The organism is Priestia sp. JSM ZJ58 (assembly GCF_044383985.1).
In the GTDB taxonomy this organism is placed as follows: Bacteria; Bacillota; Bacilli; order Bacillales; family Bacillaceae_H; genus Priestia; species Priestia zanthoxyli.
The window spans coordinates 1-20,410 of sequence record NZ_JBISEM010000006.1 but is presented as its reverse complement, the minus strand read 5'-3'; the positions used below and the strand labels follow the sequence as shown (position 1 = coordinate 20,410).

The window sequence follows — 20,410 nt, the reverse complement described above, 5'->3', positions numbered from 1 at the left end:
TAAGGAGGTGCGAATAGGATGCATGTTAAAAAGGGCGACAAAGTAGTGGTTATCTCTGGTAAAGACAAAGGTAAGCAAGGTGAAGTACTTGCAGCTTTCCCAAAGAAAGACCGTGTACTTGTTGAAGGCGTGAACGTTGTGAAAAAACACTCTAAACCTTCTCAAGTAAATCCACAAGGTGGAATCGTTAGCCAAGAGGCACCTATCCACGTATCAAACGTAATGCCGTTGGATCCTAAATCTGGTGAGCCAACTCGTGTTGGGTACCAAGTTATCGATGGCAAAAAGGTACGTGTAGCAAAAAAATCTGGTGAAACTTTAGATAAATAATTAATGAAATGTGAAGGGAGGTTTAGTTCACATGAACCGTCTTAAAGAGAAATTTACAAAAGAGATTACTCCTGCTCTAGTTAGCAAGTTTAATTATGAATCTGTAATGCAAGTGCCAAAAATCGACAAGATCGTAATCAACATGGGTATCGGTGATGCTGTTTCTAACTCAAAAGCTTTAGATAACGCTGTTGAAGAACTAGCTGAAATCACTGGTCAAAAACCTGTTGTAACTCGTGCGAAAAAATCTATCGCTGGTTTCCGTCTTCGTGAAGGTATGCCAATCGGTGCGAAAGTTACTTTACGCGGCGAGCGTATGTACGAATTCTTCGATAAATTAGTATCAGTATCACTTCCACGTGTGCGCGATTTCCGTGGTGTATCTAAAAAAGCATTTGATGGTCGTGGAAACTACACGTTAGGTGTTAAAGAACAATTGATCTTCCCAGAGATCGATTATGATAAAGTAACTAAAGTTCGTGGTATGGATATCGTTATTGTTACAACAGCAAACACTGATGAAGAAGCTCGTGAGCTTTTAACTCAGTTCGGTATGCCATTCCAGAAGTAATAACTGCCAACGTTAAGCAGAGGAGGCGAAAATGTGGCTAAAAAATCAATGATTGCGAAGCAAAAACGCCAGCAAAAATTCCAAGTACAAGAGTATACACGTTGCGAACGTTGTGGACGTCCACACTCAGTACTACGTAAATTCAAGCTTTGCCGTATTTGTTTCCGTGAGCTTGCTTATAAAGGTCAAATTCCTGGTGTTAAAAAAGCTAGTTGGTAAAACCCAAGTTTGGGAAGGAGGTAAATTAATATGGTAATGACTGATCCTATTGCAGATTTACTAACTCGTATCCGCAATGCGAACATGGTTCGTCATGAGAAAATTGAAGTTCCTGCTTCTAACATTAAGAAGCAAATTGCAGAAATCCTTAAGCGTGAGGGTTTCGTACGTGATGTAGAATACATCGAAGACAACAAACAAGGTATTATCCGTATCTTCTTAAAATACGGTTCAAATAACGAACGTGTAATTACAGGCTTAAAACGTATCAGTAAACCTGGTCTACGTGTTTATGCAAAAACTAATGAAGTACCACGTGTACTTAACGGTTTAGGTATCGCAATCGTTTCTACTTCTCAAGGTGTTTTAACTGACAAAGAAGCTCGTCAAAAGCAAACTGGTGGAGAAGTATTAGCGTACGTTTGGTAATAAGTTTTAAATGTGAATGGAGGTGTAACTATGTCACGTGTTGGTAAAAAGCCTTTAGAACTTCCAGCAGGTGTTACAGTTACGAACGAGAGCAACACTGTAACTGTAAAAGGACCAAAGGGTGAATTAACTCGTACATTCCACCCTGAAATCGAAATTAAAGTTGAAGACAACGTATTAGTTGTTAATCGTCCTAGTGACAATAAAGAGCACCGCGCTCTTCATGGAACTACTCGTAGCCTTTTAGGTAACATGGTTGAAGGTGTTACTAAAGGATTCGAACGTGGTTTAGAATTAGTCGGTGTAGGTTACCGTGCACAAAAATCTGGTAGCAAATTAGTATTGAGCGTTGGATACTCTCACCCAGTTGAGATTACTCCTGAAACAGGAATCGAAATCGAAGTTCCTTCTCAAACTAAGATCGTTATTAAAGGTATTGATAAAGAACGCGTAGGTGCATTAGCTGCAAATATTCGTGACGTTCGTCCACCAGAGCCTTACAAAGGTAAAGGTATTCGTTACGAAGGCGAATATGTACGTCGTAAAGAAGGTAAAACTGCTAAGAAGTAATGCCGGTTAGGTAAAAGAAAGGAGTGCCCGAAATGATCACGAAGCTTGATAAAAACAAAGTTCGTAAAAAAAGACATGCTCGTGTTCGTGCGAAGTTATCTGGAACTGCAACTCGTCCGCGTTTAAACGTGTTCCGTTCTAATCAACATATTTACGCACAAGTTATCGACGATTTAAATTCAGTAACAATCGCAAGTGCTTCAACGTTAGATAAAGACCTGACTTTAGAAAGCACTGGTAACACTGAAGCTGCTATCAAAGTTGGCGAATTAGTCGCTAAACGCGCAGTAGAAAAAGGTGTAAACGAAGTAGTATTCGACCGTGGCGGTTATTTATATCATGGCCGTGTTAAAGCATTAGCTGACGCTGCTCGTGAAGCTGGATTACAATTCTAATTGTAAAAGGAGGGAAAATCATGCGTCGTATTGATCCAAATAAATTAGAGCTTGAAGAACGTGTTGTTACCGTTAACCGCGTAGCTAAAGTTGTGAAAGGTGGACGTCGTTTCCGCTTCGCTGCATTAGTTGTAGTTGGTGACAAAAACGGTCACGTTGGATTCGGTACTGGTAAAGCACAAGAGGTACCAGATGCAATCCGTAAAGCAATTGAAGATGCGAAGAAAAACTTAATTACTGTACCTATGGTTGGTACAACTATTCCACACGAAATCCTTGGACAATTTGGTGCAGGTCAAATTTTCTTAAAACCTGCTTCTGAAGGTACAGGAGTTATCGCTGGTGGCCCAGTTCGTGCGGTACTAGAATTGGGTGGAGTAAGTGATATTCTATCTAAATCTTTAGGTTCAAACACTCCAATCAACATGGTACGTGCAACTCTTAACGGTTTAGCTAACCTAAAACGTGCTGAAGATGTTGCAAAACTACGTGGCAAGACTGTAGAAGAACTGTTAGGATAAGGGAGGGATATGGAATGGCAAACAAACTAGCAATTACCCTTACTCGTAGCGTAATTGGTCGTCCAGAAGATCAACGTGTAACTGTTCGTACACTTGGCCTACGTAAGTTAAATCAAACTGTCGTTCAAGACGATAATCCTGCAATTCGCGGAATGATTAACAAAGTAGCTCACCTTGTTACAGTAAAAGAGCAATAAGTATAAATTGTCACTCTAAGGAGGTGCTCCGGAATGAAACTTCATGAATTGAAACCAGCTGAAGGTTCACGTAAAGTACGTAACCGTGTAGGTCGTGGTACTGGTTCAGGTAACGGAAAGACTTCAGGTAAAGGTCACAAAGGGCAAAACGCTCGCTCTGGCGGTGGCGTAAGACCTGGCTTCGAAGGTGGTCAAACTCCTTTATTCCGTCGTCTTCCAAAACGTGGGTTCACTAATATCAATCGCAAAGAATACGCGATCGTTAATTTAGAAGCTCTTAACCGTTTTGAAGATGGAACTGAAGTAACACCAGAATTATTAATCGAAACTGGTTTAGTAAGCAAAGCAAAAGCTGGCGTTAAAGTACTAGGAAACGGTACATTAAACTCTAAGCTAACTGTTAAAGCTGCTAAATTCTCTTCAACTGCTAAAGAAGCTATCGAAGCTGCTGGCGGTACAGTTGAGGTGATCTAATGTTTCAAACAATCTCCAATTTAATGCGCGTGCGTGAAATAAGACAAAAAATCTTTTTCACTTTGTTAATGTTAATTGTCTTCCGAATTGGTACATTTATTCCTGTACCAAGTGTTAATACGGATGTACTAAAATTGCAAGATGGGTTAAATGTATTCGGAGTTCTGAATACATTTGGCGGCGGCGCGTTAAAAAACTTTTCCATTCTTGCTATGGGCATTATGCCTTATATTACAGCATCCATCATCGTCCAATTATTGCAGATGGATGTTGTACCTAAGTTTACAGAATGGTCAAAGCAGGGAGATGTTGGGCGCCGTAAATTAGCTCAAGTAACTCGTTATGGAACAATTGTGCTTGGATTTATCCAGGCTTTAGGTATGTCTATAGGATTCAACAATATTTCGGGCGGACAATTGATCGCTAATCCAGGAATTTCTACGTATCTTCTAATTGCTACAGTGTTAACGGCAGGTACTGCCTTCTTAATGTGGTTAGGAGAACAGATTACTGCAAAAGGCGTAGGTAATGGTATTTCTATCATTATCTTTGCTGGGATTGCAGCTGGTATTCCGACAACATTAAATCAAATTTATGCACAGCAATTTGAAGACGTTGGGGATCAATTATTCATTCGTATCGTAACGGTAGTTTTAATTGCGATTGCAGTTTTAGCTATTATTGTTGGGGTTATTTACTTCCAACAAGCGCTACGAAAAATTCCTATTCAATATGCAAAGGGTTCAGCTGGTCGTAATCCTGTTGGAGGTCAATCCACTCATTTACCGTTAAAAGTAAATGCTGCTGGGGTTATTCCTGTTATCTTTGCAGTTTCATTTATTATCACACCACCAACAATTGCATCATTTTTCGGTCCAAATGATGTAACGACGTGGATTCAGAATACATTTGACTATACTAAGCCAATTGGTATGATAGTGTATGTAGCGTTAATCATTGCTTTTTGTTACTTCTATACATTTGTTCAAGTTAACCCTGAACAAGTAGCAGAGAACTTGAAAAAGCAAGGTGGCTACATCCCAGGCATTCGTCCTGGTAAAAGCACACAAGCTTATTTAACGAAAGTGTTATATCGTCTGACATTAATCGGTTCGATATTCCTTGCGTTAATTGCTGTGTTGCCGGTTCTGTTCATCAAAATTGCAAACCTACCCTCATCTGCTCAGATCGGCGGTACTAGTTTGTTAATTGTTGTCGGTGTAGCTCTTGAGACAATGAAACAACTTGAGAGTCAATTAGTGAAACGCCATTATAAGGGATTTATTAAGTAAAGCTGTTTAGTGGGAGGCAGGCTGCTTTCCCATTAAACGGATAAGATACTGAGGGGGAAGCAAGAAATGAATTTAGTGTTAATGGGCCTTCCTGGTGCTGGGAAAGGTACTCAAGCAGAAAAAATCGTTGAGCATTACGATATCCCTCATATCTCAACAGGAGATATGTTCCGAGCTGCAATTAAAGAAGGAACGCAACTAGGTTTAAAAGCTAAATCATTTATGGACCAAGGTAACCTTGTTCCTGATGAAGTAACAATTGGAATTGTGCGCGAGCGTTTAAACAAACAAGATTGTGAAAACGGCTTTTTACTTGATGGCTTCCCGAGAACAGTAGCCCAAGCAGAAGCTCTTGAAACAATTACAAAAGAACTAAACAAGCAAATTGATTATGTGATTAATATTGATGTAGATCAAAGCATTTTAATGGAGCGTCTTACTGGACGCCGCATTTGTAAAGATTGCGGAGCTACTTACCACTTAGTATTCAATCCTCCTGCGAAAGAAGGAGTTTGTGACAAATGTGGCGGAGAGCTTTATCAACGTGCAGATGACAATGCTGAGACGGTTTCAACTAGACTTTCAGTTAATGTTAAACAATCTCAACCTCTACTTGATTTTTATCAAGAAAAAGGTTATCTACGCAATATTAATGGTAATCAAGATATTAACATTGTGTTTGAGGATGTTCGTCAATTACTTGCTGGGGTTAAGCAATGATCATTTGCAAGACACCAGAGGAAATTGAGGTCATGCGTGAAGCTGGACGAATCGTGGCTTTAACTCATCAAGAGTTGAAAAAACATATCGTTCCAGGTATTACGACTATAGAATTGGATGCAATTGCTGAAAATTTTATTCGTCAACATGATGCAATTCCGTCTTTTAAAGGGTATAATGGTTTTCGCGGCAGTGTATGTGCTTCTGTGAATGAAGAATTAGTTCATGGTATTCCGGGAGAACGCAAGCTTAATGAAGGGGATATCATCAGTTTAGACATCGGAGCTAAATTCGGTGGCTATCATGGTGACTCAGCTTGGACATATGGAGTAGGAAAGATTTCATTAGAAAATCAAGAGCTGCTTGATGTGACTGAGCAATCTCTCTACAAAGGATTAGCAGAAGCGAAGCCGGGTGAGCGTTTGTCGAATATTTCACATGCTATTCAACAGTACGCAGAATCACGTAACTTTTCGATTGTAAGAGAATATGTTGGCCATGGCGTCGGCAAAGACTTACATGAAGATCCGCAAGTACCTCATTATGGTCCACCGAATAAAGGACCGCGTCTACGTCCAGGCATGGTATTGGCAGTTGAGCCAATGGTGAATGCTGGTATGCGATATGTAAAGACATTACCTGATAACTGGACAGTTGTGACAGTGGATGGTAAAATGTGTGCGCACTTCGAACATACTATTGCAATTACTGAGACGGGATATGAAATTCTGACAGCATTGTAATGTTAAAGGATGTTATCTCTATCCATTCCTCGCTAGATGCACTGGACAGTAAACAGTAATTATCTAAATTCACGATGATCGTTTTTCGTCTGAATTGCTGTTAAAATGGTAAAGATGTATATTAGCGTCAATCATCTTGAATTTAATGATTACGATCTCCGGATGTTCAGAACAGGTTCTTTTTAAGTCGTTTAATGATAGCTTGTTACTGTTTCAAAGAAAGGAGAGCACTTTAATGGCAAAAGACGATGTAATTGAAGTTGAAGGTACAGTTGCTGAGACTTTACCTAACGCTATGTTCAAGGTAGAATTAGAAAATGGTCATACAGTACTTGCTCACGTATCAGGAAAAATTCGCATGCATTTCATTCGAATCTTACCTGGTGATAAAGTAACTGTAGAATTGTCACCATACGATTTAACTCGCGGTAGAATTACGTACCGTTTCAAATAAAACCTATGCACTCCGTACTATCAAGGAGGTATGAAACATGAAAGTCAGACCATCAGTTAAACCAATCTGCGAAAAATGTAAAGTTATCCGTAGAAAAGGTAAAGTAATGGTAATTTGTGAAAACCCTAAGCATAAACAAAAACAAGGTTAATCAATAAGGAGGTGCACTATTCATATGGCACGTATTGCTGGTGTTGATATTCCTCGTGACAAGCGTGTAGTAATTTCATTAACATACATTTTCGGTATTGGTCGTCCAACTGCTGAAAAAGTTCTAGCTGAAGCTGGAGTTTCTGAAGATACTCGCGTTCGTGACTTAACAGAAGAAGAATTAGGTAAAATTCGTGATATTTTAGATAGCTATAAAGTAGAAGGCGATCTTCGTCGTGAAGTTTCTTTAAACATCAAACGTTTAATTGAGATTGGTTCATACCGTGGTATCCGCCACCGTCGTAGTTTACCAGTTCGTGGTCAAAACAGTAAAAACAATGCTCGTACACGTAAAGGCCCACGCCGTACTGTAGCGAACAAGAAGAAATAATTAGTAAGGGAGGTCATTAACAGATGGCACGTAAAACTAATACACGTAAACGTCGCGTGAAAAAGAATATTGAAGCTGGTGTAGCTCATATTCGCTCAACGTTTAACAACACTATTGTAACAATTACAGATGTTCACGGTAATGCGATTGCTTGGTCTAGTGCAGGCGCACTTGGCTTCAGAGGTTCTCGTAAATCCACTCCATTTGCTGCGCAAATGGCTGCTGAAGCTGCTGCAAAAGTTTCTATGGATAACGGAATGAAAACTCTTGAAGTTACAGTTAAAGGCCCTGGTGCTGGTCGTGAAGCAGCTATCCGTGCTCTTCAAGCTGCAGGTTTAGAAGTAACAGCTATTAGAGATGTTACTCCTGTACCTCACAACGGATGCCGCCCACCAAAACGTCGTCGTGTATAATTAATATGTATAGATTCTATTTCGTTGTCTATAATGATGATGGTGTAGAATTTATTCATGCAACGAAATGTTTTCCATTTGTTGTGCACATTCGGGAACTGTCTAATAGGGAATTTCGGTTAGGCATTTGAGAAATCAGCCGTCTAGCCGAGGTTTCGACGTTTTGAAGGAGGGTTTATATTGATAGAGATTGAAAAGCCAAAAATCGAAACGGTAGAAATCAGCGATGATAGAAAGTACGGTAAATTCGTCGTCGAACCACTTGAGCGTGGATATGGTACTACTTTGGGTAACTCCTTACGTCGTATCCTATTATCCTCACTCCCTGGTGCAGCTGTAACATCTATTCAAATTGAAGGTGTATTACATGAATTTTCAACAGTTCCTGGAGTTGTTGAAGATGTAACAAACATCATTTTAAACGTTAAAAAGTTAGCGTTAAAGATTTACTCTGATGAAGAGAAAACACTTGAGATCGATGTTAAAGGTCCTGGTACAGTAACGGCTGCTGACATTCAAGCAGACAGTGATATCGAAGTTCTAAATCCGGATCTTCATATTGCAACACTTGAGTCAGATGCTCATTTCCGTATGAGACTTACTGCTCGCACAGGTCGAGGTTATAATCCTGCCGATGCTAACAAGCGTGAAGACCAACCAATTGGTGTACTTCCAATTGACTCAATCTATACGCCTGTTACTCGCGTATCGTATTATGTAGAAAATACTCGTGTTGGTCAAATGACAAATTACGATAAGTTAACGTTGGATGTTTGGACTGACGGTAGCATCGAGCCAGAAAAAGCTGTTGCTTTAGGTGCAAAGATTCTAACGGAACACTTAAATATCTTCGTTAACTTAACAGATGAAGCTCAAAAAGCAGAGATCATGGTAGAAAAAGAAGAAGACCAGAAAGAAAAAGTTCTAGAGATGACGATCGAGGAACTGGATTTATCTGTTCGTTCTTACAACTGCTTAAAACGAGCAGGCATCAATACTGTACAAGAGCTTGCTAATAAAACAGAAGAAGATATGATGAAAGTTCGTAACTTAGGCCGTAAATCTTTAGAAGAAGTTAAAGCTAAACTTGAAGAATTAGGTTTGGGTCTACGTAAGGACGACTGATTATATCTACCTGTTTAACTACTTAACAAAGGAGGGGACCTCACATGTCTTACCGTAAATTAGGTCGTACAAGCGCACAACGCAAGGCGCTTCTTCGTGATTTAACAACTGATTTAATCATCAGTGAACGCATTGAGACAACTGAAGCTCGTGCAAAAGAATTACGTTCAACTGTTGAAAAAATGATTACTTTAGGTAAACGTGGAGATCTACACGCTCGTCGTCAAGCTGCATCTTACATCCGTAATGAAGTAGCTAACGAGGAAGCTGGTCAAAGCGCTTTACAAAAACTATTCAGCGATATCGCTACTCGCTACGAAGATCGCCAAGGCGGTTACACTCGTATCTTAAAAGTTGGACCTCGCCGTGGTGACGGTGCTCCAATGGTTATCATTGAATTAGTTTAATATTTTTAATACAGATAGAAAAGGGCGAGACAGTGTGTAACTAGTCGTTGCCCTTTTTTTATACCTTAAACCGGGTAAATAGCGTAAAAAACCAATGTAGGCAATGCTGCAATAGAAAAAGCTGAGAGGAAGATAGCGTTGAAAGAAATGTCTTTAGAGGTAAAAGATTTATGCTTTCGATACGATCCTGAAGCAGACCTAACATTAGATCACCTTTCTCTCTCTGCTTATAAAGGTGAATGGTTAGCGATAGCTGGACATAATGGATCTGGTAAATCGACGCTGGCACGAATTCTAAACGGCCTTTTGCTACCTGAAAAAGGAACGGTTCGAGTGGGCGATACTCTTTTATCTGAAGAAACAATATGGGATGTGCGCAAGCAGATTGGAATGGTGTTTCAAAACCCAGATAATCAATTTGTTGGCTCAACCGTTCAAGATGATATTGCGTTTGGGCTTGAAAACAACGGGATTCCATTTGAGATTATGGAAAAACGTATACCTGAAGCAATCGAAATGGTCAATATGAGTGCTTTTCTGGATCAAGAGCCTCATCAGCTATCAGGTGGACAAAAACAGCGTGTGGCCATTGCGGGTATAATTGCCGTACAGCCATCTGTCATCATTCTAGATGAAGCAACATCTATGTTAGATCCTATTGGACGAACTGAAGTACTTGAAACTGTTAGAAAATTAAAAGAAGAAAAACAACTGACGGTTATTTCAATTACCCACGATTTAGATGAAGTAGCAATGGCTGACAGAGTCGTTGTGATGAACAAAGGGAAGATCTATGCAACAGGTACTCCACGCGAAGTATTTGCATTAGGTTCCAAGTTAACGGATATTGGACTAGACTTGCCGTTTTCCGTTAAACTAAGCCATCGTTTTGCTTCCGTAGGAATTCCTTTATCAAAAATTCATTTAACAGATGAGGACTTGGTGGACGAACTATGGACATTATATTCAAAGAAGTAGAGCATCGTTATCAAGTTAATACACCATTTGAACGAATTGCTCTACATGACTTAAATTTAAGCATTCAATCAGGTACATTTTTGGCTGTTATTGGCCATACTGGTTCTGGGAAATCAACAATCATACAGCATCTGAATGCTTTATTGAAGCCAACTGCTGGTGAAATTCAAATCGGTGAGCGCACCATTAAAGCCAATCGAAAAGAAAAGAATTTAAAAGCTATTCGTCAGCAAGTAGGCGTGGTGTTTCAATTTCCAGAACATCAGCTTTTTGAAGAAACGGTGGAAAAAGATATAGCTTTTGGACCAATGAATTATGGCGTTTTGGAAGAAGAAGCAAAGCAAAAAGCACGAGAGCTTATCAAGTTAGTGGGGTTGCCAGAAGACATTCTCACCAGATCTCCTTTTGATTTGAGTGGTGGACAAATGCGTCGTGTAGCGATAGCAGGTATTCTAGCGATGAATCCTAATGTGCTAATTTTAGATGAGCCAACTGCTGGATTGGACCCTAGAGGCCGTCAAGAAATTATGAATATGATTTATCGTCTTCATAAAGAAAAAGGCTTGACGACGATTCTCGTGACTCACAGCATGGAAGATGCAGCTATGTACGCTGATGAGCTAATTGTAATGAATAAAGGAACGATTGCGATGAAAGGGTCACCTAGAGAAGTTTTCGGTCAGCATACGCAGCTAAAAGAATATGGATTGGATGTTCCAGAATCGCTTCGCTTTATGCTGAAGCTGCAAGAGAAATTTCAGCTTGAAGCATCGGATACGGTTATTACCTTTTCTGAAGTGGTAGAGAAAGTGCAGCACCTTATGCAGCAAGGTGAACGAATATGATGAACTCAATCATTATTGGTAAGTATGTCCCGGGTCATTCTGTTGTCCATCGAATGGATCCTCGGGCCAAGCTGCTTCTCGTATTTGCGTATGTATTAATTGTGTTTTTAGCAAATAACCCTATCGGCTATGCTTTTTTAGGTGTGTATACCCTTGTGATAGTGGCCATGAGTAAAGTGCCCGTTTCCTTTATTTTAAGAGGGTTAAAGCCCGTTCTATTTATTATTATCATCACGTTTCTTTTGCACATTTTTATGACGAAGGAAGGTCCTCTTTTGTTTGAATGGGGATGGTTTTCTGTCTATAAAGGCGGCCTTATTCAAGGTGTTTTAATTTCCTTGCGCTTCTTGTTCTTAATTTTAATTACGACGATGCTAACGTTAACGACTACGCCCATTGAAGTAACAGATGGAATGGAAAGCTTGTTGAATCCATTTAAAAAGCTCAAGCTTCCTGTTCATGAATTAGCTTTAATGATGTCCATTTCTCTTCGCTTTATTCCTACATTGATGGAAGAGACAGATAAAATTATTAAAGCGCAGACAGCACGAGGAGTGGACTTTAGCAGCGGTCCCGTTACGGATCGGTTGAAAGCTGTCGTTCCTTTGCTTGTTCCTTTATTTATAGGTTCATTTAAGCGTGCTGAAGAGCTAGCTATTGCCATGGAGGCAAGAGGATATAAAGGCGGAGAAGGGCGTACAAAGTATCGTCAATTAAAATGGGGAAGCATAGATACAATTATGCTTTTACTTCTGCTGGCAGTAGCAGTTGTTTTAGTGCTGATTAGAACGTAAAGATTGTTTGGTGAAAAGATGAAACGTTTAAAATGTATAGTTGCATACGACGGCACACACTTTTCAGGTTATCAAGTTCAGCCCAATAAGCGAACAGTTCAACTGGAGATTGAAGCCGTTTTAGAGAAAATGCATAACAAAAAAGTTCCGATTTACGCCTCTGGACGAACGGACACAAATGTTCATGCACAGGGGCAAGTCATTCATTTTGACACAAACCTAAATATTCCATGTGATAAGTGGAAAAAAGCATTGAATTCAATGCTACCAGATGATATTGTAATGAAGAATGTATGTGAAGTTGATGCACATTTTCACGCCCGGTATGACGTTACTTCAAAAGAGTATCGCTATCATATTTTGCGCGGCGAAGATCGAAATCCTTTCACTCGTTCTTATGCATACCATTACCCTTATCCATTAGACTACTCAAAAATGAAAAAAGCCATCACATATTTACTCGGTACACACGACTTTACAAGCTTTTGTTCAGCGAGGACAGAAGTGGAAGATAAGATTCGTACGATTTACAAGATTGATATGTATGAAGAGAATAGTCAGCTTGTGTTTAGATTCGTTGGAAGTGGCTTTCTGTATAATATGGTTCGTATTCTTGTTGGAACGCTTTTAGAAGTAGGACAAGGCCGTATTGAACCAGATGCTATAAAAGATATTCTAGAAAGCAAATCACGTCCTCGTGCAGGGAAAACTGCGCCTTCGCAAGGACTATATTTATGGCGCGTTTTCTATGACAACTAAACCTGGTGTAACATTTTCTTGACATTAGTAGCTTAAAGATATAATATATCATATGGTATGTATTTTAACCCCACGGTTAGCCCCGGAAATTAATCGTGTTGAAATAGAAGGTTGAAATAATTTTATAATTGATGATGAAAATTAGGAGGGAAACTCATGCGTACAACTTTCATGGCGAAAGCAAACGAAGTAGAGCGTAAATGGTATGTTGTCGATGCTGAAGGTAAAACTTTAGGTCGTTTAGCAAGTGAAGTAGCATCAATCTTACGCGGTAAACATAAACCAACTTTTACACCACATGTTGATACTGGTGATCACGTGATCCTTATCAATGCGTCAAAAATCGAATTAACAGGTAAAAAATTAACTGATAAAATTTATTACCGTCACAGCATGCACCCAGGTGGTTTGAAACAACGTACAGCATTAGAAATGCGTACTAACTACTCTGAGAAAATGCTTGAATTAGGAATCAAAGGCATGCTTCCAAAAGGTAGCCTAGGCCGTCAAATGTTCAAAAAATTACATGTGTATGCTGGTGAAACACATCCACATGAAGCACAAAAACCAGAAGTTTACGAACTTCGCGGATAATTAATAAGAGGAGGTTATTATCTTGGCACAGGTACAATATTACGGAACTGGTCGTCGTAAAAGCTCTGTTGCTCGTGTACGTTTAGTACCAGGTAACGGTCGCGTAACAATCAACGGTCGTGAAATCGAAGAATACATTCCATTTGCTGCACTACGTGAAGTAGTAAAACAACCACTTGCTTTAACTGAAACTGTAGGTAACTATGACGTATTTGTAAACGTTAATGGTGGAGGTTATGCAGGTCAAGCTGGCGCTATTCGTCACGGAATCTCTCGTGCTTTATTAGAAGCAGACCCTGAATACCGTGGAACATTAAAACGTGCTGGTCTATTAACTCGTGACGCTCGTGCGAAAGAACGTAAAAAATACGGTCTTAAAGGCGCTCGTCGTGCACCACAATTCTCAAAACGTTAATTTTATATTACGTTTCAAGCCTTGGTCTTTGGACCAAGGCTTTTTTTATTTGTTGTTTGCGTATGAGACGAAGGCTTGTGCAGACAATATGTAAAAAAGGGAGGCGTTATCGTGAACGAGGTTACATATTTAAAAGAAAAACGTTATGAAAAAGAAATGAAATATGAACGCAAAGTCCTAAGGGAACTATCGTTTGATTTGCTTCAAGAGAGGCTGCGCCGTTATTTTCATCCAATGTTTCAGTGGAATATGCTAGGAGACGAACATGTGGAGGAGTACTGTCTTGACATTGCTATCGAATCATTTTTATTAGGTGCCCGGGTGAGTAAACGTGGTAAAGGCTACGAAGATGTTCAGAAGCACAGTAAGCAAGAAGAGTCTCTTTTAATTGATACATTGTACGGAGCCGTCAGCATGTCTGTAACAGATCTTTATCAAGATGGTCTGTATTATTTGTGTCAAGGATATGTGCAAGACTGGTGGAAAGAAGGTTATCGAACCGCAGAAAAAAGACGCCGTTTACGTTTGCATTAAAAAGTACTCATAATTCCCGTTCTTGTCCCATATAGAAATAAATAGGTGAGGCAAGAAGGGAAGGGATAAAATGTCTAAAGTAAAAATAATGAGCACAATTATAGCGCTTCTTGTTCTTTTTGTCATTGTACAATATCAAATAGATCATAGAACATCATCCGGTTCGCTTTCACTTCCTCTTAGCGGGAAAGTTATTGTACTAGATCCTGGACATGGCGGTGTTGATGGAGGAGCGGTAGGAGAGGATGAGGTGCTTGAAAAAGAAATAACTCTTAAAATTTCGTTAATGCTTCGAGACTATCTGCAAGAGCAAGGGGCACTTGTTATTATGACGAGAGAAAAAGACGAAGACCTAGCGGCCAAAGATACAAGAGGATACAGTCGCAGAAAAGTAGAAGACTTAAAAAATCGCTTAACGATGATTAATAAATCCAACGCTGATTTGTACTTAAGTATTCACTTGAATGCTATTTCATCCTCTGCGTGGAGAGGGGCTCAAACTTTCTATTACGGATCCCTAAAAGAAAACGAGCAAGTGGCCAAACTCATTCAACAAGAGCTAAGAAATAATCTGGACAATACGACCCGTGAAGCAAAAGCTATTCAAACTCTTTACCTTCTTAAGCATTCTAAGCCACCCGGTGCTTTGGTTGAAGTAGGATTCTTGTCAAATCCTACAGAACGTAAAATGCTTCAATCGAAACGCTATCAAAAAAAGTTAGCTGAATCCATTTATGAAGGAGTCAGCCGGTATTTTACTGGAGAAAAGCCTAAATAAAAAGCATAGCACCCTTCTATTCAGAAAAATCTAATATGTATGATATACTTGATAGTATAAATAAATAGATTTTAACATGGTGGTGGGAGTATGCTAACGGAAAAGCAAGTAAAAGAAGTAGTAGGGGAAATTACAGATCCATTTTTAAATAAAAAACTATCAGAAACAGATGCGATTAAAGAAATAACAATCAAAGCTGAAAAACAGCATATAAGCCTGAAGATTGCTGTTGCAAAAACAGGTACGAGTGAACAGTTGAGCCTGCAAGGCACAATTGTAGAAGAATTAAAAAAAGCAGGTGTACAGTCGGTTGGACTGCGATTTGTTGAGTTTACGCCTGAGGAACTTCAGCAGTACCGAGCTGAGCAGCCGAATACTGGCAACTTACTAACTAGTCCGAATGCACCTGAATTTATTGCTATTGCCAGCGGTAAAGGAGGCGTTGGTAAATCAACAGTCTCTGTTAACTTAGCCGTTTCTCTAGCTCGTTTAGGAAAAAAAGTTGGTTTAATTGATGCTGACATTTATGGATTCAGCGTCCCAGACATGATGGGAATCACACAACGTCCTGTAGTAGAAGGTGAAAAGATTATTCCAGTTGATCGTTTCGGAGTAAAAGTTATTTCCATGGGCTTCTTTGTAGAAGATAATTCACCTGTTATCTGGCGAGGACCTATGCTCGGAAAAATGTTGACGAGCTTCTTTACAGAAGTTGAATGGGGAGAATTAGATTATCTTTTACTAGACTTACCCCCAGGAACAGGTGATGTCGCATTAGACGTTCACTCCATGCTTCCTGCTTGTAAAGAAGTGATTATTACAACACCACATCCTACAGCGGCATTTGTTGCAGCTAGAGCGGGTGCTATGGCTTTGAAAACCGATCATGAGGTCATTGGAGTTGTAGAAAATATGGCTTACTTTGAAAGCCAGCTAACAGGGGAAAAAGAGTATGTATTTGGTAAAGGCGGGGGTCCAAAACTGGCTGAGGAACTTCAGACAGAGCTGTTAGGACAGCTTCCGTTAAGTCAGCCTGATTGGAATGAAGAAGATTTTGCACCTTCCATTTACGACGAATCGCATCGTTTAGGTCAAATATATGGAGAGATTGCAAGCAAGATTGCATTTATTTGCGAAAATGAAAAAGCAGCAACAGGAAAATAATAAAAAGCACGCGCTGTTCGAGCGCGTGCTTTTTATTATTATACAGAGAGTTCAATCTGCGTCTTTTTTAAATCAAATGCGAGGTTTTGTTTTAAGAGAGCTAAAAATGTTTTTCCAGCTGTACTTACGGTGTGAGACTGGTGCTTTAAAATGCCGATTGCAGGCCCCTCATGTAAGTCATGAATCGTTTTAACCACCACTTGATCCGGCGGAAGAGTTGCGCTTATTTGTGGAACAACGGCTATTCCTAAGTTTTCTTTTACAAAATGCTGAAGTGTGCTAATAGTGCCTAACTGGACTTTAGCAGGCAGCTGTCCTGTTCGTTCAAAGATTAGCTGCTCAATTTTCTTTTGAACGGAAGATTGCCCAGCTGTAATCAGCGTTTCGTGTATTAAATCTTTTGCAAAGATTGTTTTTCTTTTTGTTAGCGCATGATTGAATGGTAGTAGCAGCACAAGTTTTTCCGTTAGCAATGCCTCAAACTCTATATCTCTGAACGATTCTGATACAGTGCCAATCGCGAAATCAATTTCTTGATTGCGTATATGTTGATGAAGGTGCTTTTCGTCTGCAACGAGTAAGCTAATTTCTGTGTTGGGATATCTTTTTTTAAATAATGAGAGAATGGAAGGCAGTCGACTGCTTGCTGTAGGCTCTGCAGCACCTATACGGATCGTGCCAGCTTCGCCTGTTGAATAATCCTTTAAGGTATTATTTAGATATTCATATTCCTTTAGTAAAATATTTGCCCGTTCGTAAAAGATTTTACCTGCTTCAGTAAGTTTAATGCTTTTTCCTCGTTCTAAAAGCTTAAATCCTAGTTCGGATTCTAACTTTTGAATGTGCAGTGTAATGGTAGGCTGAGAGTACTTTAAATATTCAGCGGCTAATTGAAAGCTTCCTAAACGAACAATGGTTTGAAACGTTTTAATAACGCGAAATTCCATCGAATTCCCTCCTTTTGCTATAAAACGATTGTGTTAATTTCTAATATTTTACCATAAAGCTAAGAATTAAAGTTTACAATTCCAATAAAAATACTAAGTATTAAAAAATATAAAGAAGTCATTTAGGTTTTTTAATAAAAATAAATGACATAATTAAATACGCATCTCATGTGAGATGCGTATTTAATCACTGCTGTTGCTGTTCTCCCCCTGAGTCAGATCCAGCGGAAGAAGAACCACTATCGTCGCTGCTTTGTTTTTGTCCACCTTGTGTTTCTTCAGCGGCTTTCAAAAGAATGTCTTGAATTTTAGATTGATAAAGAGGGCTATCAAACGTTTCGGTCATAATCTTTTGTAAATAAGTGCGATATTCTTTACTCTTTAAAACAGTCAGTACTTCTTTTTCCATAGCCGGATCCTTTAAAACATCTTGAAGCATTCCTTGATATTCAGGATCTTTCATTAGTTGTTTGATGACCGTCTTATTTTCTTTTTCCAAACTTTTAGCAAAGCTTTCAGCAAACTTCGGATCATCCATGGCTTTTTTCCAAAATTCCACGCCCTTATCTGATACTAAGGTTTGAGAAATTGTATCTTTTATCGCGTTTTGATCCATTAAAATATCTTGTCTAACAGAAGGGTCTTTCATAATTGCCTCGACTGCTTTTTTTCCTTCATCTGTTTTTAAAATATCAACAACCATTTTCTTTGTTTGATCATAATCCATACCATTGTTCTCTTCATCTTGCGGTGCACAGGCTGTAGCTAAAAGCATACACATTCCTATATAAATGAGGAGCATGAGTCGCTTTTTCATAGTAATGAGCTCCTTTCCTAATATGCTTACGCTTAATATGAGATAATCAAGGTTTTTTATTCATAAAAGAGCTCTAGATTTTTCAAAACGTGATTGGTACAATTTATGAAAAGGTACAATTTTGTAACTTATGGGGGAGATGGAAGTGAATAGTCGAAATTGGGTTCGTCTATTTCTAACCACGTTAGCTGTTGGGGGTATAAGTACAGCTGTTGTTGGGTTTGCGGTGCGCTGGGGGGAATACGGTCACTTATTTCAACAAGGAAAGATAGGAGAAATTGTTGCTGTTTTAACATGGCTCGTAGGCGTAGGGTTTATTTTTAGTTTAATTAGCCAAATGGGGTTCTTTGCATATTTAACTATTCACCGATTTGGGTTGGGAATTTTTAAATCTGCATCTCTTTGGAAATCGGTTCAAATTGTATTTGTTTTATTTGTATTATTTGACGTTGCTTATTTTCGATATAAGTTCTTTCAACAAGCGGGAGAAGGCATAGGTAAGTATATTTTGTTAAGCGTTTTCTTGTTAGCGGTGGGGTTGTTAGTGGCGTATGCAAAGAAAAAGCAGACGAATAAAGAGGCTTTTGTACCAGCGCTGTTTTTTATGATTGTTGTAACGACAATTGAATGGTTCCCAGCGCTGCGAACGAATGAAGAAAGCTGGCTTTACCTTATGTTGTTTCCACTTCTAATTTGTAATATGTATCAACTTCTTATTTTGCCGAAACTTCTTACGCACGCAAGAATAGCAAAAGCAGACAAATAGTATATTTGTCTGCTTTTGCTTTCCATATACAGTGGGAATAAATCTTAGCGGATATCTTTTACTTGGGTTTTTGAATTTGAAATTAATGTTGAAATACTTACGTTTGAGACTTTTTTATTTTGTAATGAATTCTTGATATATGGAATAGCCTTTGCTGTTTGTTGAGCGGAGTCAGACGCGTGCAGCAATATAATATCTCCCCCGTCTAAAGGCTTTGTAACATTCGAGACAATTTTTTCAACCCCTGGATTTGTCCAGTCTTTAGAATCAATGCTCCAGTGAACAGTAGTATATCCTATATCTGCTGTTAATTTTAAGATGTCTTTATTAAATTGCCCGTTAGGAGGACGAAGAAGGTGAACATCTTTAAGGCCTAGAGAATCAAAGACTTTCTTTGATTTTGCAAGATCCTGTCTAATCTCATTAGGTTTTAGGCTTGTATAAGAAGTATAGTCATAGCCCATTGTGCCAATTTCGTGACCTTCTTTCTTAATGCGCTCTACAATATCTGGGTGACGTTCAGCCCATGAAGCAGATAAAAAGAAAGTAGCATGTTCAATATGCTGTCTTTTTAGTTCATTCAGAATGGGAATAGCTCTTTCATCTCCCCAGCTGATGTTAAAGGTCAGAGCAACTTCCGGATTTTTATCATCCGCCTTATAAACAGCTCTTGGACCGTTATCCGTTGAAAACACGGGAAAGTGAAACGTCTGCTGAGCATAGAGAAAAAAACTTGTAAAAAACGCAGCAACTACGATAAGCATGGTCTGTTTGATTCTTTTGGCTCGAATAGTATAAAACATATTCATTTTGTCACCTCATTTAATAAGTAGTACTTGTCTAATTTGTATGCGTTTTGTCTACAATTAATAACAGGTAAGGAAAAGAACAACTGATTTTATTTTGATGTGTGAGAATCAATGTCGCAAAAAGCAGGTGAATCAATGAAAATTTGTTTATTTAATCAGGTGGAGTGTTTAGAGTTAGAAGCACTACTTAGAGAAGAAATAAAGAGATCAAACGTTGCTTTTCAACAAAGTTTGAATCATGTAGTTCTTGAACGAAACATTCAAGAAAAGTATCAAATCCTTTCAAAGATCTTGCTAAGATTCGGCGAAAGCAGGGAAGTAAATAAGATTTTTTGATAAAACAAAAAAAACTTTTCAAAAAGTGTTGACTTTTATATAGCACAGATGTTAAATTATTAAATGTCGCTGATGAGTGATTGGAAAACAATCGCAATTCATCAGAAATAAAATATTAAAAAGTTGTTGACAAATGAAAGACAACTTGTTAATATAAGAAAGTCGCTCAAGAGCGGCGGTTGAACTTTGAAAACTGAACAAAGCGACAAACGTCAACGTTAATTTTTATTTTTTAAATGAGCAAGTCAAACATTTCTTCGGAGAGTTTGATCCTGGCTCAGGATGAACGCTGGCGGCGTGCCTAATACATGCAAGTCGAGCGAACTGATTAGAAGCTTGCTTCTATGACGTTAGCGGCGGACGGGTGAGTAACACGTGGGCAACCTGCCTGTAAGACTGGGATAACTTCGGGAAACCGAAGCTAATACCGGATAGGATCTTCTCCTTCATGGGAGATGATTGAAAGATGGTTT

31 protein-coding genes and 1 rRNA gene are annotated in these 20,410 nt (G+C 39.0%); 29 read left to right on the top strand and 3 right to left on the bottom strand.

From position 1 onward, the window contains the following. Positions 1–18 precede the first annotated feature (18 nt). The 27 genes from rplX to ACH6EI_RS25605 all read left to right on the top strand — a co-directional run bounded on the left by rplX (position 19) and on the right by ACH6EI_RS25605 (position 16,262). Entirely contained in the window at positions 19–330 is a 312-nt protein-coding gene (rplX, locus tag ACH6EI_RS25735; RefSeq protein ID WP_013054938.1) for a 50S ribosomal protein L24, read from the top strand. 31 nt (positions 331–361) lie between these two features. Next, a complete protein-coding gene (gene rplE / locus ACH6EI_RS25730) occupies positions 362–901 on the top strand; it encodes a 50S ribosomal protein L5 (protein ID WP_013054939.1) in 540 nt (179 codons plus the stop codon). 33 nt (positions 902–934) lie between these two features. Continuing rightward, a complete protein-coding gene (locus ACH6EI_RS25725) occupies positions 935–1,120 on the top strand; it encodes a type Z 30S ribosomal protein S14 (protein ID WP_013054940.1) in 186 nt (61 codons plus the stop codon). Between the two features lie 30 nt (positions 1,121–1,150). Next, entirely contained in the window at positions 1,151–1,549 is a 399-nt protein-coding gene (gene rpsH / locus ACH6EI_RS25720) for a 30S ribosomal protein S8 (protein ID WP_013054941.1), read from the top strand. Positions 1,550–1,579: 30 nt separating this feature from the next. Then, positions 1,580–2,119 (top strand): 50S ribosomal protein L6, encoded by a 540-nt coding sequence (gene rplF / locus ACH6EI_RS25715; protein WP_013054942.1) that lies wholly within the window; start codon positions 1,580–1,582, stop codon positions 2,117–2,119. A gap of 32 nt (positions 2,120–2,151) precedes the next feature. Next, positions 2,152–2,514 (top strand): 50S ribosomal protein L18, encoded by a 363-nt coding sequence (gene rplR, locus ACH6EI_RS25710; RefSeq protein WP_013054943.1) that lies wholly within the window; start codon positions 2,152–2,154, stop codon positions 2,512–2,514. A 20-nt stretch (positions 2,515–2,534) separates the two neighbouring features. Further along, entirely contained in the window at positions 2,535–3,035 is a 501-nt protein-coding gene (rpsE, locus tag ACH6EI_RS25705; RefSeq protein ID WP_013054944.1) for a 30S ribosomal protein S5, read from the top strand. 14 nt (positions 3,036–3,049) lie between these two features. After that, complete coding sequence (rpmD, locus tag ACH6EI_RS25700) at positions 3,050–3,232, top strand: 50S ribosomal protein L30 (RefSeq protein WP_013054945.1); 183 nt, start codon at positions 3,050–3,052, stop codon at positions 3,230–3,232. Between the two features lie 33 nt (positions 3,233–3,265). Continuing rightward, positions 3,266–3,706: a 50S ribosomal protein L15 gene (rplO, locus tag ACH6EI_RS25695; protein ID WP_013054946.1), complete on the top strand. Its 441-nt coding sequence runs from the start codon at positions 3,266–3,268 to the stop codon at positions 3,704–3,706. After that, entirely contained in the window at positions 3,706–4,998 is a 1,293-nt protein-coding gene (gene secY, locus ACH6EI_RS25690) for a preprotein translocase subunit SecY (RefSeq protein ID WP_013054947.1), read from the top strand. The genes rplO and secY overlap by 1 nt, the downstream gene beginning before the upstream one ends. 66 nt (positions 4,999–5,064) lie before the next feature. Beyond that, entirely contained in the window at positions 5,065–5,718 is a 654-nt protein-coding gene (locus ACH6EI_RS25685; RefSeq protein WP_013054948.1) for an adenylate kinase, read from the top strand. Next, positions 5,715–6,461: a type I methionyl aminopeptidase gene (gene map / locus ACH6EI_RS25680; protein ID WP_028412665.1), complete on the top strand. Its 747-nt coding sequence runs from the start codon at positions 5,715–5,717 to the stop codon at positions 6,459–6,461. The genes ACH6EI_RS25685 and map overlap by 4 nt, the downstream gene beginning before the upstream one ends. 235 nt (positions 6,462–6,696) lie before the next feature. Next, a complete protein-coding gene (gene infA, locus ACH6EI_RS25675) occupies positions 6,697–6,915 on the top strand; it encodes a translation initiation factor IF-1 (RefSeq protein WP_010285101.1) in 219 nt (72 codons plus the stop codon). Positions 6,916–6,952: 37 nt separating this feature from the next. After that, positions 6,953–7,066, top strand: coding sequence for a 50S ribosomal protein L36 (gene rpmJ / locus ACH6EI_RS25670; RefSeq protein ID WP_003156543.1), 114 nt, complete (start codon positions 6,953–6,955; stop codon positions 7,064–7,066). 24 nt (positions 7,067–7,090) lie between these two features. Further along, entirely contained in the window at positions 7,091–7,456 is a 366-nt protein-coding gene (gene rpsM, locus ACH6EI_RS25665) for a 30S ribosomal protein S13 (RefSeq protein ID WP_013054950.1), read from the top strand. Between the two features lie 23 nt (positions 7,457–7,479). Further along, entirely contained in the window at positions 7,480–7,869 is a 390-nt protein-coding gene (gene rpsK, locus ACH6EI_RS25660) for a 30S ribosomal protein S11 (protein ID WP_028412666.1), read from the top strand. Positions 7,870–8,049: 180 nt separating this feature from the next. Further along, positions 8,050–8,994 (top strand): DNA-directed RNA polymerase subunit alpha, encoded by a 945-nt coding sequence (locus ACH6EI_RS25655; protein ID WP_013054952.1) that lies wholly within the window; start codon positions 8,050–8,052, stop codon positions 8,992–8,994. 44 nt (positions 8,995–9,038) lie between these two features. Next, positions 9,039–9,401 carry a 50S ribosomal protein L17 gene (gene rplQ, locus ACH6EI_RS25650; RefSeq protein WP_013054953.1) on the top strand — a complete coding sequence of 121 codons (363 nt, stop codon included), beginning with the start codon at positions 9,039–9,041 and terminating at the stop codon, positions 9,399–9,401. A 138-nt stretch (positions 9,402–9,539) separates the two neighbouring features. Continuing rightward, entirely contained in the window at positions 9,540–10,379 is an 840-nt protein-coding gene (locus tag ACH6EI_RS25645) for an energy-coupling factor ABC transporter ATP-binding protein (RefSeq protein WP_013054954.1), read from the top strand. Continuing rightward, positions 10,355–11,224 carry an energy-coupling factor ABC transporter ATP-binding protein gene (locus ACH6EI_RS25640; protein ID WP_028412725.1) on the top strand — a complete coding sequence of 290 codons (870 nt, stop codon included), beginning with the start codon at positions 10,355–10,357 and terminating at the stop codon, positions 11,222–11,224. Before ACH6EI_RS25645 ends, ACH6EI_RS25640 begins: the two co-directional genes overlap by 25 nt. Then, complete coding sequence (locus ACH6EI_RS25635) at positions 11,221–12,018, top strand: energy-coupling factor transporter transmembrane component T family protein (RefSeq protein WP_028412724.1); 798 nt, start codon at positions 11,221–11,223, stop codon at positions 12,016–12,018. Before ACH6EI_RS25640 ends, ACH6EI_RS25635 begins: the two co-directional genes overlap by 4 nt. Before the next feature lie 18 nt (positions 12,019–12,036). Continuing rightward, entirely contained in the window at positions 12,037–12,777 is a 741-nt protein-coding gene (gene truA / locus ACH6EI_RS25630) for a tRNA pseudouridine(38-40) synthase TruA (RefSeq protein WP_013054957.1), read from the top strand. Positions 12,778–12,933: 156 nt separating this feature from the next. Then, the gene (rplM, locus tag ACH6EI_RS25625) at positions 12,934–13,371 is read left to right on the top strand and encodes a 50S ribosomal protein L13 (protein ID WP_013054958.1); all 438 of its coding nucleotides are present in this window, start codon (positions 12,934–12,936) and stop codon (positions 13,369–13,371) included. Positions 13,372–13,393: 22 nt separating this feature from the next. Next, entirely contained in the window at positions 13,394–13,786 is a 393-nt protein-coding gene (rpsI, locus tag ACH6EI_RS25620; RefSeq protein ID WP_013054959.1) for a 30S ribosomal protein S9, read from the top strand. 111 nt (positions 13,787–13,897) lie between these two features. Then, a complete protein-coding gene (locus tag ACH6EI_RS25615; protein WP_028412723.1) occupies positions 13,898–14,320 on the top strand; it encodes a DUF2521 family protein in 423 nt (140 codons plus the stop codon). Between the two features lie 70 nt (positions 14,321–14,390). Further along, positions 14,391–15,098, top strand: a complete 708-nt coding sequence (cwlD, locus tag ACH6EI_RS25610; RefSeq protein ID WP_397378382.1) for an N-acetylmuramoyl-L-alanine amidase CwlD — start codon at positions 14,391–14,393, stop codon at positions 15,096–15,098. Positions 15,099–15,188: 90 nt separating this feature from the next. Then, complete coding sequence (locus tag ACH6EI_RS25605; RefSeq protein ID WP_014462004.1) at positions 15,189–16,262, top strand: Mrp/NBP35 family ATP-binding protein; 1,074 nt, start codon at positions 15,189–15,191, stop codon at positions 16,260–16,262. Between the two features lie 38 nt (positions 16,263–16,300). Here the strand turns inward: ACH6EI_RS25605 and ACH6EI_RS25600 are convergent, their stop codons facing one another. Both ACH6EI_RS25600 and gerD read right to left on the bottom strand, forming a co-directional pair. Next, positions 16,301–17,209, bottom strand: a complete 909-nt coding sequence (locus tag ACH6EI_RS25600) for a LysR family transcriptional regulator (RefSeq protein WP_014462003.1) — start codon at positions 17,207–17,209, stop codon at positions 16,301–16,303. A gap of 187 nt (positions 17,210–17,396) precedes the next feature. Further along, positions 17,397–18,026, bottom strand: coding sequence for a spore germination lipoprotein GerD (gene gerD, locus ACH6EI_RS25595; RefSeq protein ID WP_028412722.1), 630 nt, complete (start codon positions 18,024–18,026; stop codon positions 17,397–17,399). A 145-nt stretch (positions 18,027–18,171) separates the two neighbouring features. Here gerD and ACH6EI_RS25590 point away from each other — a divergent pair, with 145 nt between their 5' ends. Beyond that, complete coding sequence (locus ACH6EI_RS25590; protein ID WP_028412721.1) at positions 18,172–18,792, top strand: KinB-signaling pathway activation protein; 621 nt, start codon at positions 18,172–18,174, stop codon at positions 18,790–18,792. Positions 18,793–18,836: 44 nt separating this feature from the next. Here ACH6EI_RS25590 and pdaB read toward each other — a convergent pair whose 3' ends face one another. Then, the gene (pdaB, locus tag ACH6EI_RS25585; protein ID WP_028412720.1) at positions 18,837–19,601 is read right to left on the bottom strand and encodes a polysaccharide deacetylase family sporulation protein PdaB; all 765 of its coding nucleotides are present in this window, start codon (positions 19,599–19,601) and stop codon (positions 18,837–18,839) included. Between the two features lie 590 nt (positions 19,602–20,191). Between pdaB and ACH6EI_RS25580 the strand changes: the two genes are divergently transcribed. Continuing rightward, positions 20,192–20,410: ribosomal RNA gene (locus ACH6EI_RS25580) — 16S ribosomal RNA — on the top strand; the annotation flags it as partial.

Coding starts and splice junctions, on each gene's coding strand:
- rplX (WP_013054938.1), top strand. CDS start 19: ATGCATGTTAAAAAGGGCGACAAAGTAGTGGTTATCTCTGGTAAAGAC.
- rplE (WP_013054939.1), top strand. CDS start 362: ATGAACCGTCTTAAAGAGAAATTTACAAAAGAGATTACTCCTGCTCTA.
- rpsH (WP_013054941.1), top strand. CDS start 1,151: ATGGTAATGACTGATCCTATTGCAGATTTACTAACTCGTATCCGCAAT.
- rplF (WP_013054942.1), top strand. CDS start 1,580: ATGTCACGTGTTGGTAAAAAGCCTTTAGAACTTCCAGCAGGTGTTACA.
- rplR (WP_013054943.1), top strand. CDS start 2,152: ATGATCACGAAGCTTGATAAAAACAAAGTTCGTAAAAAAAGACATGCT.
- rpsE (WP_013054944.1), top strand. CDS start 2,535: ATGCGTCGTATTGATCCAAATAAATTAGAGCTTGAAGAACGTGTTGTT.
- rpmD (WP_013054945.1), top strand. CDS start 3,050: ATGGCAAACAAACTAGCAATTACCCTTACTCGTAGCGTAATTGGTCGT.
- rplO (WP_013054946.1), top strand. CDS start 3,266: ATGAAACTTCATGAATTGAAACCAGCTGAAGGTTCACGTAAAGTACGT.
- secY (WP_013054947.1), top strand. CDS start 3,706: ATGTTTCAAACAATCTCCAATTTAATGCGCGTGCGTGAAATAAGACAA.
- ACH6EI_RS25685 (WP_013054948.1), top strand. CDS start 5,065: ATGAATTTAGTGTTAATGGGCCTTCCTGGTGCTGGGAAAGGTACTCAA.
- map (WP_028412665.1), top strand. CDS start 5,715: ATGATCATTTGCAAGACACCAGAGGAAATTGAGGTCATGCGTGAAGCT.
- infA (WP_010285101.1), top strand. CDS start 6,697: ATGGCAAAAGACGATGTAATTGAAGTTGAAGGTACAGTTGCTGAGACT.
- rpmJ (WP_003156543.1), top strand. CDS start 6,953: ATGAAAGTCAGACCATCAGTTAAACCAATCTGCGAAAAATGTAAAGTT.
- rpsM (WP_013054950.1), top strand. CDS start 7,091: ATGGCACGTATTGCTGGTGTTGATATTCCTCGTGACAAGCGTGTAGTA.
- rpsK (WP_028412666.1), top strand. CDS start 7,480: ATGGCACGTAAAACTAATACACGTAAACGTCGCGTGAAAAAGAATATT.
- rplQ (WP_013054953.1), top strand. CDS start 9,039: ATGTCTTACCGTAAATTAGGTCGTACAAGCGCACAACGCAAGGCGCTT.
- ACH6EI_RS25640 (WP_028412725.1), top strand. CDS start 10,355: ATGGACATTATATTCAAAGAAGTAGAGCATCGTTATCAAGTTAATACA.
- ACH6EI_RS25635 (WP_028412724.1), top strand. CDS start 11,221: ATGATGAACTCAATCATTATTGGTAAGTATGTCCCGGGTCATTCTGTT.
- truA (WP_013054957.1), top strand. CDS start 12,037: ATGAAACGTTTAAAATGTATAGTTGCATACGACGGCACACACTTTTCA.
- rplM (WP_013054958.1), top strand. CDS start 12,934: ATGCGTACAACTTTCATGGCGAAAGCAAACGAAGTAGAGCGTAAATGG.
- cwlD (WP_397378382.1), top strand. CDS start 14,391: ATGTCTAAAGTAAAAATAATGAGCACAATTATAGCGCTTCTTGTTCTT.
- ACH6EI_RS25605 (WP_014462004.1), top strand. CDS start 15,189: ATGCTAACGGAAAAGCAAGTAAAAGAAGTAGTAGGGGAAATTACAGAT.
- ACH6EI_RS25600 (WP_014462003.1), bottom strand. CDS start 17,209: ATGGAATTTCGCGTTATTAAAACGTTTCAAACCATTGTTCGTTTAGGA.
- gerD (WP_028412722.1), bottom strand. CDS start 18,026: ATGAAAAAGCGACTCATGCTCCTCATTTATATAGGAATGTGTATGCTT.
- pdaB (WP_028412720.1), bottom strand. CDS start 19,601: ATGAATATGTTTTATACTATTCGAGCCAAAAGAATCAAACAGACCATG.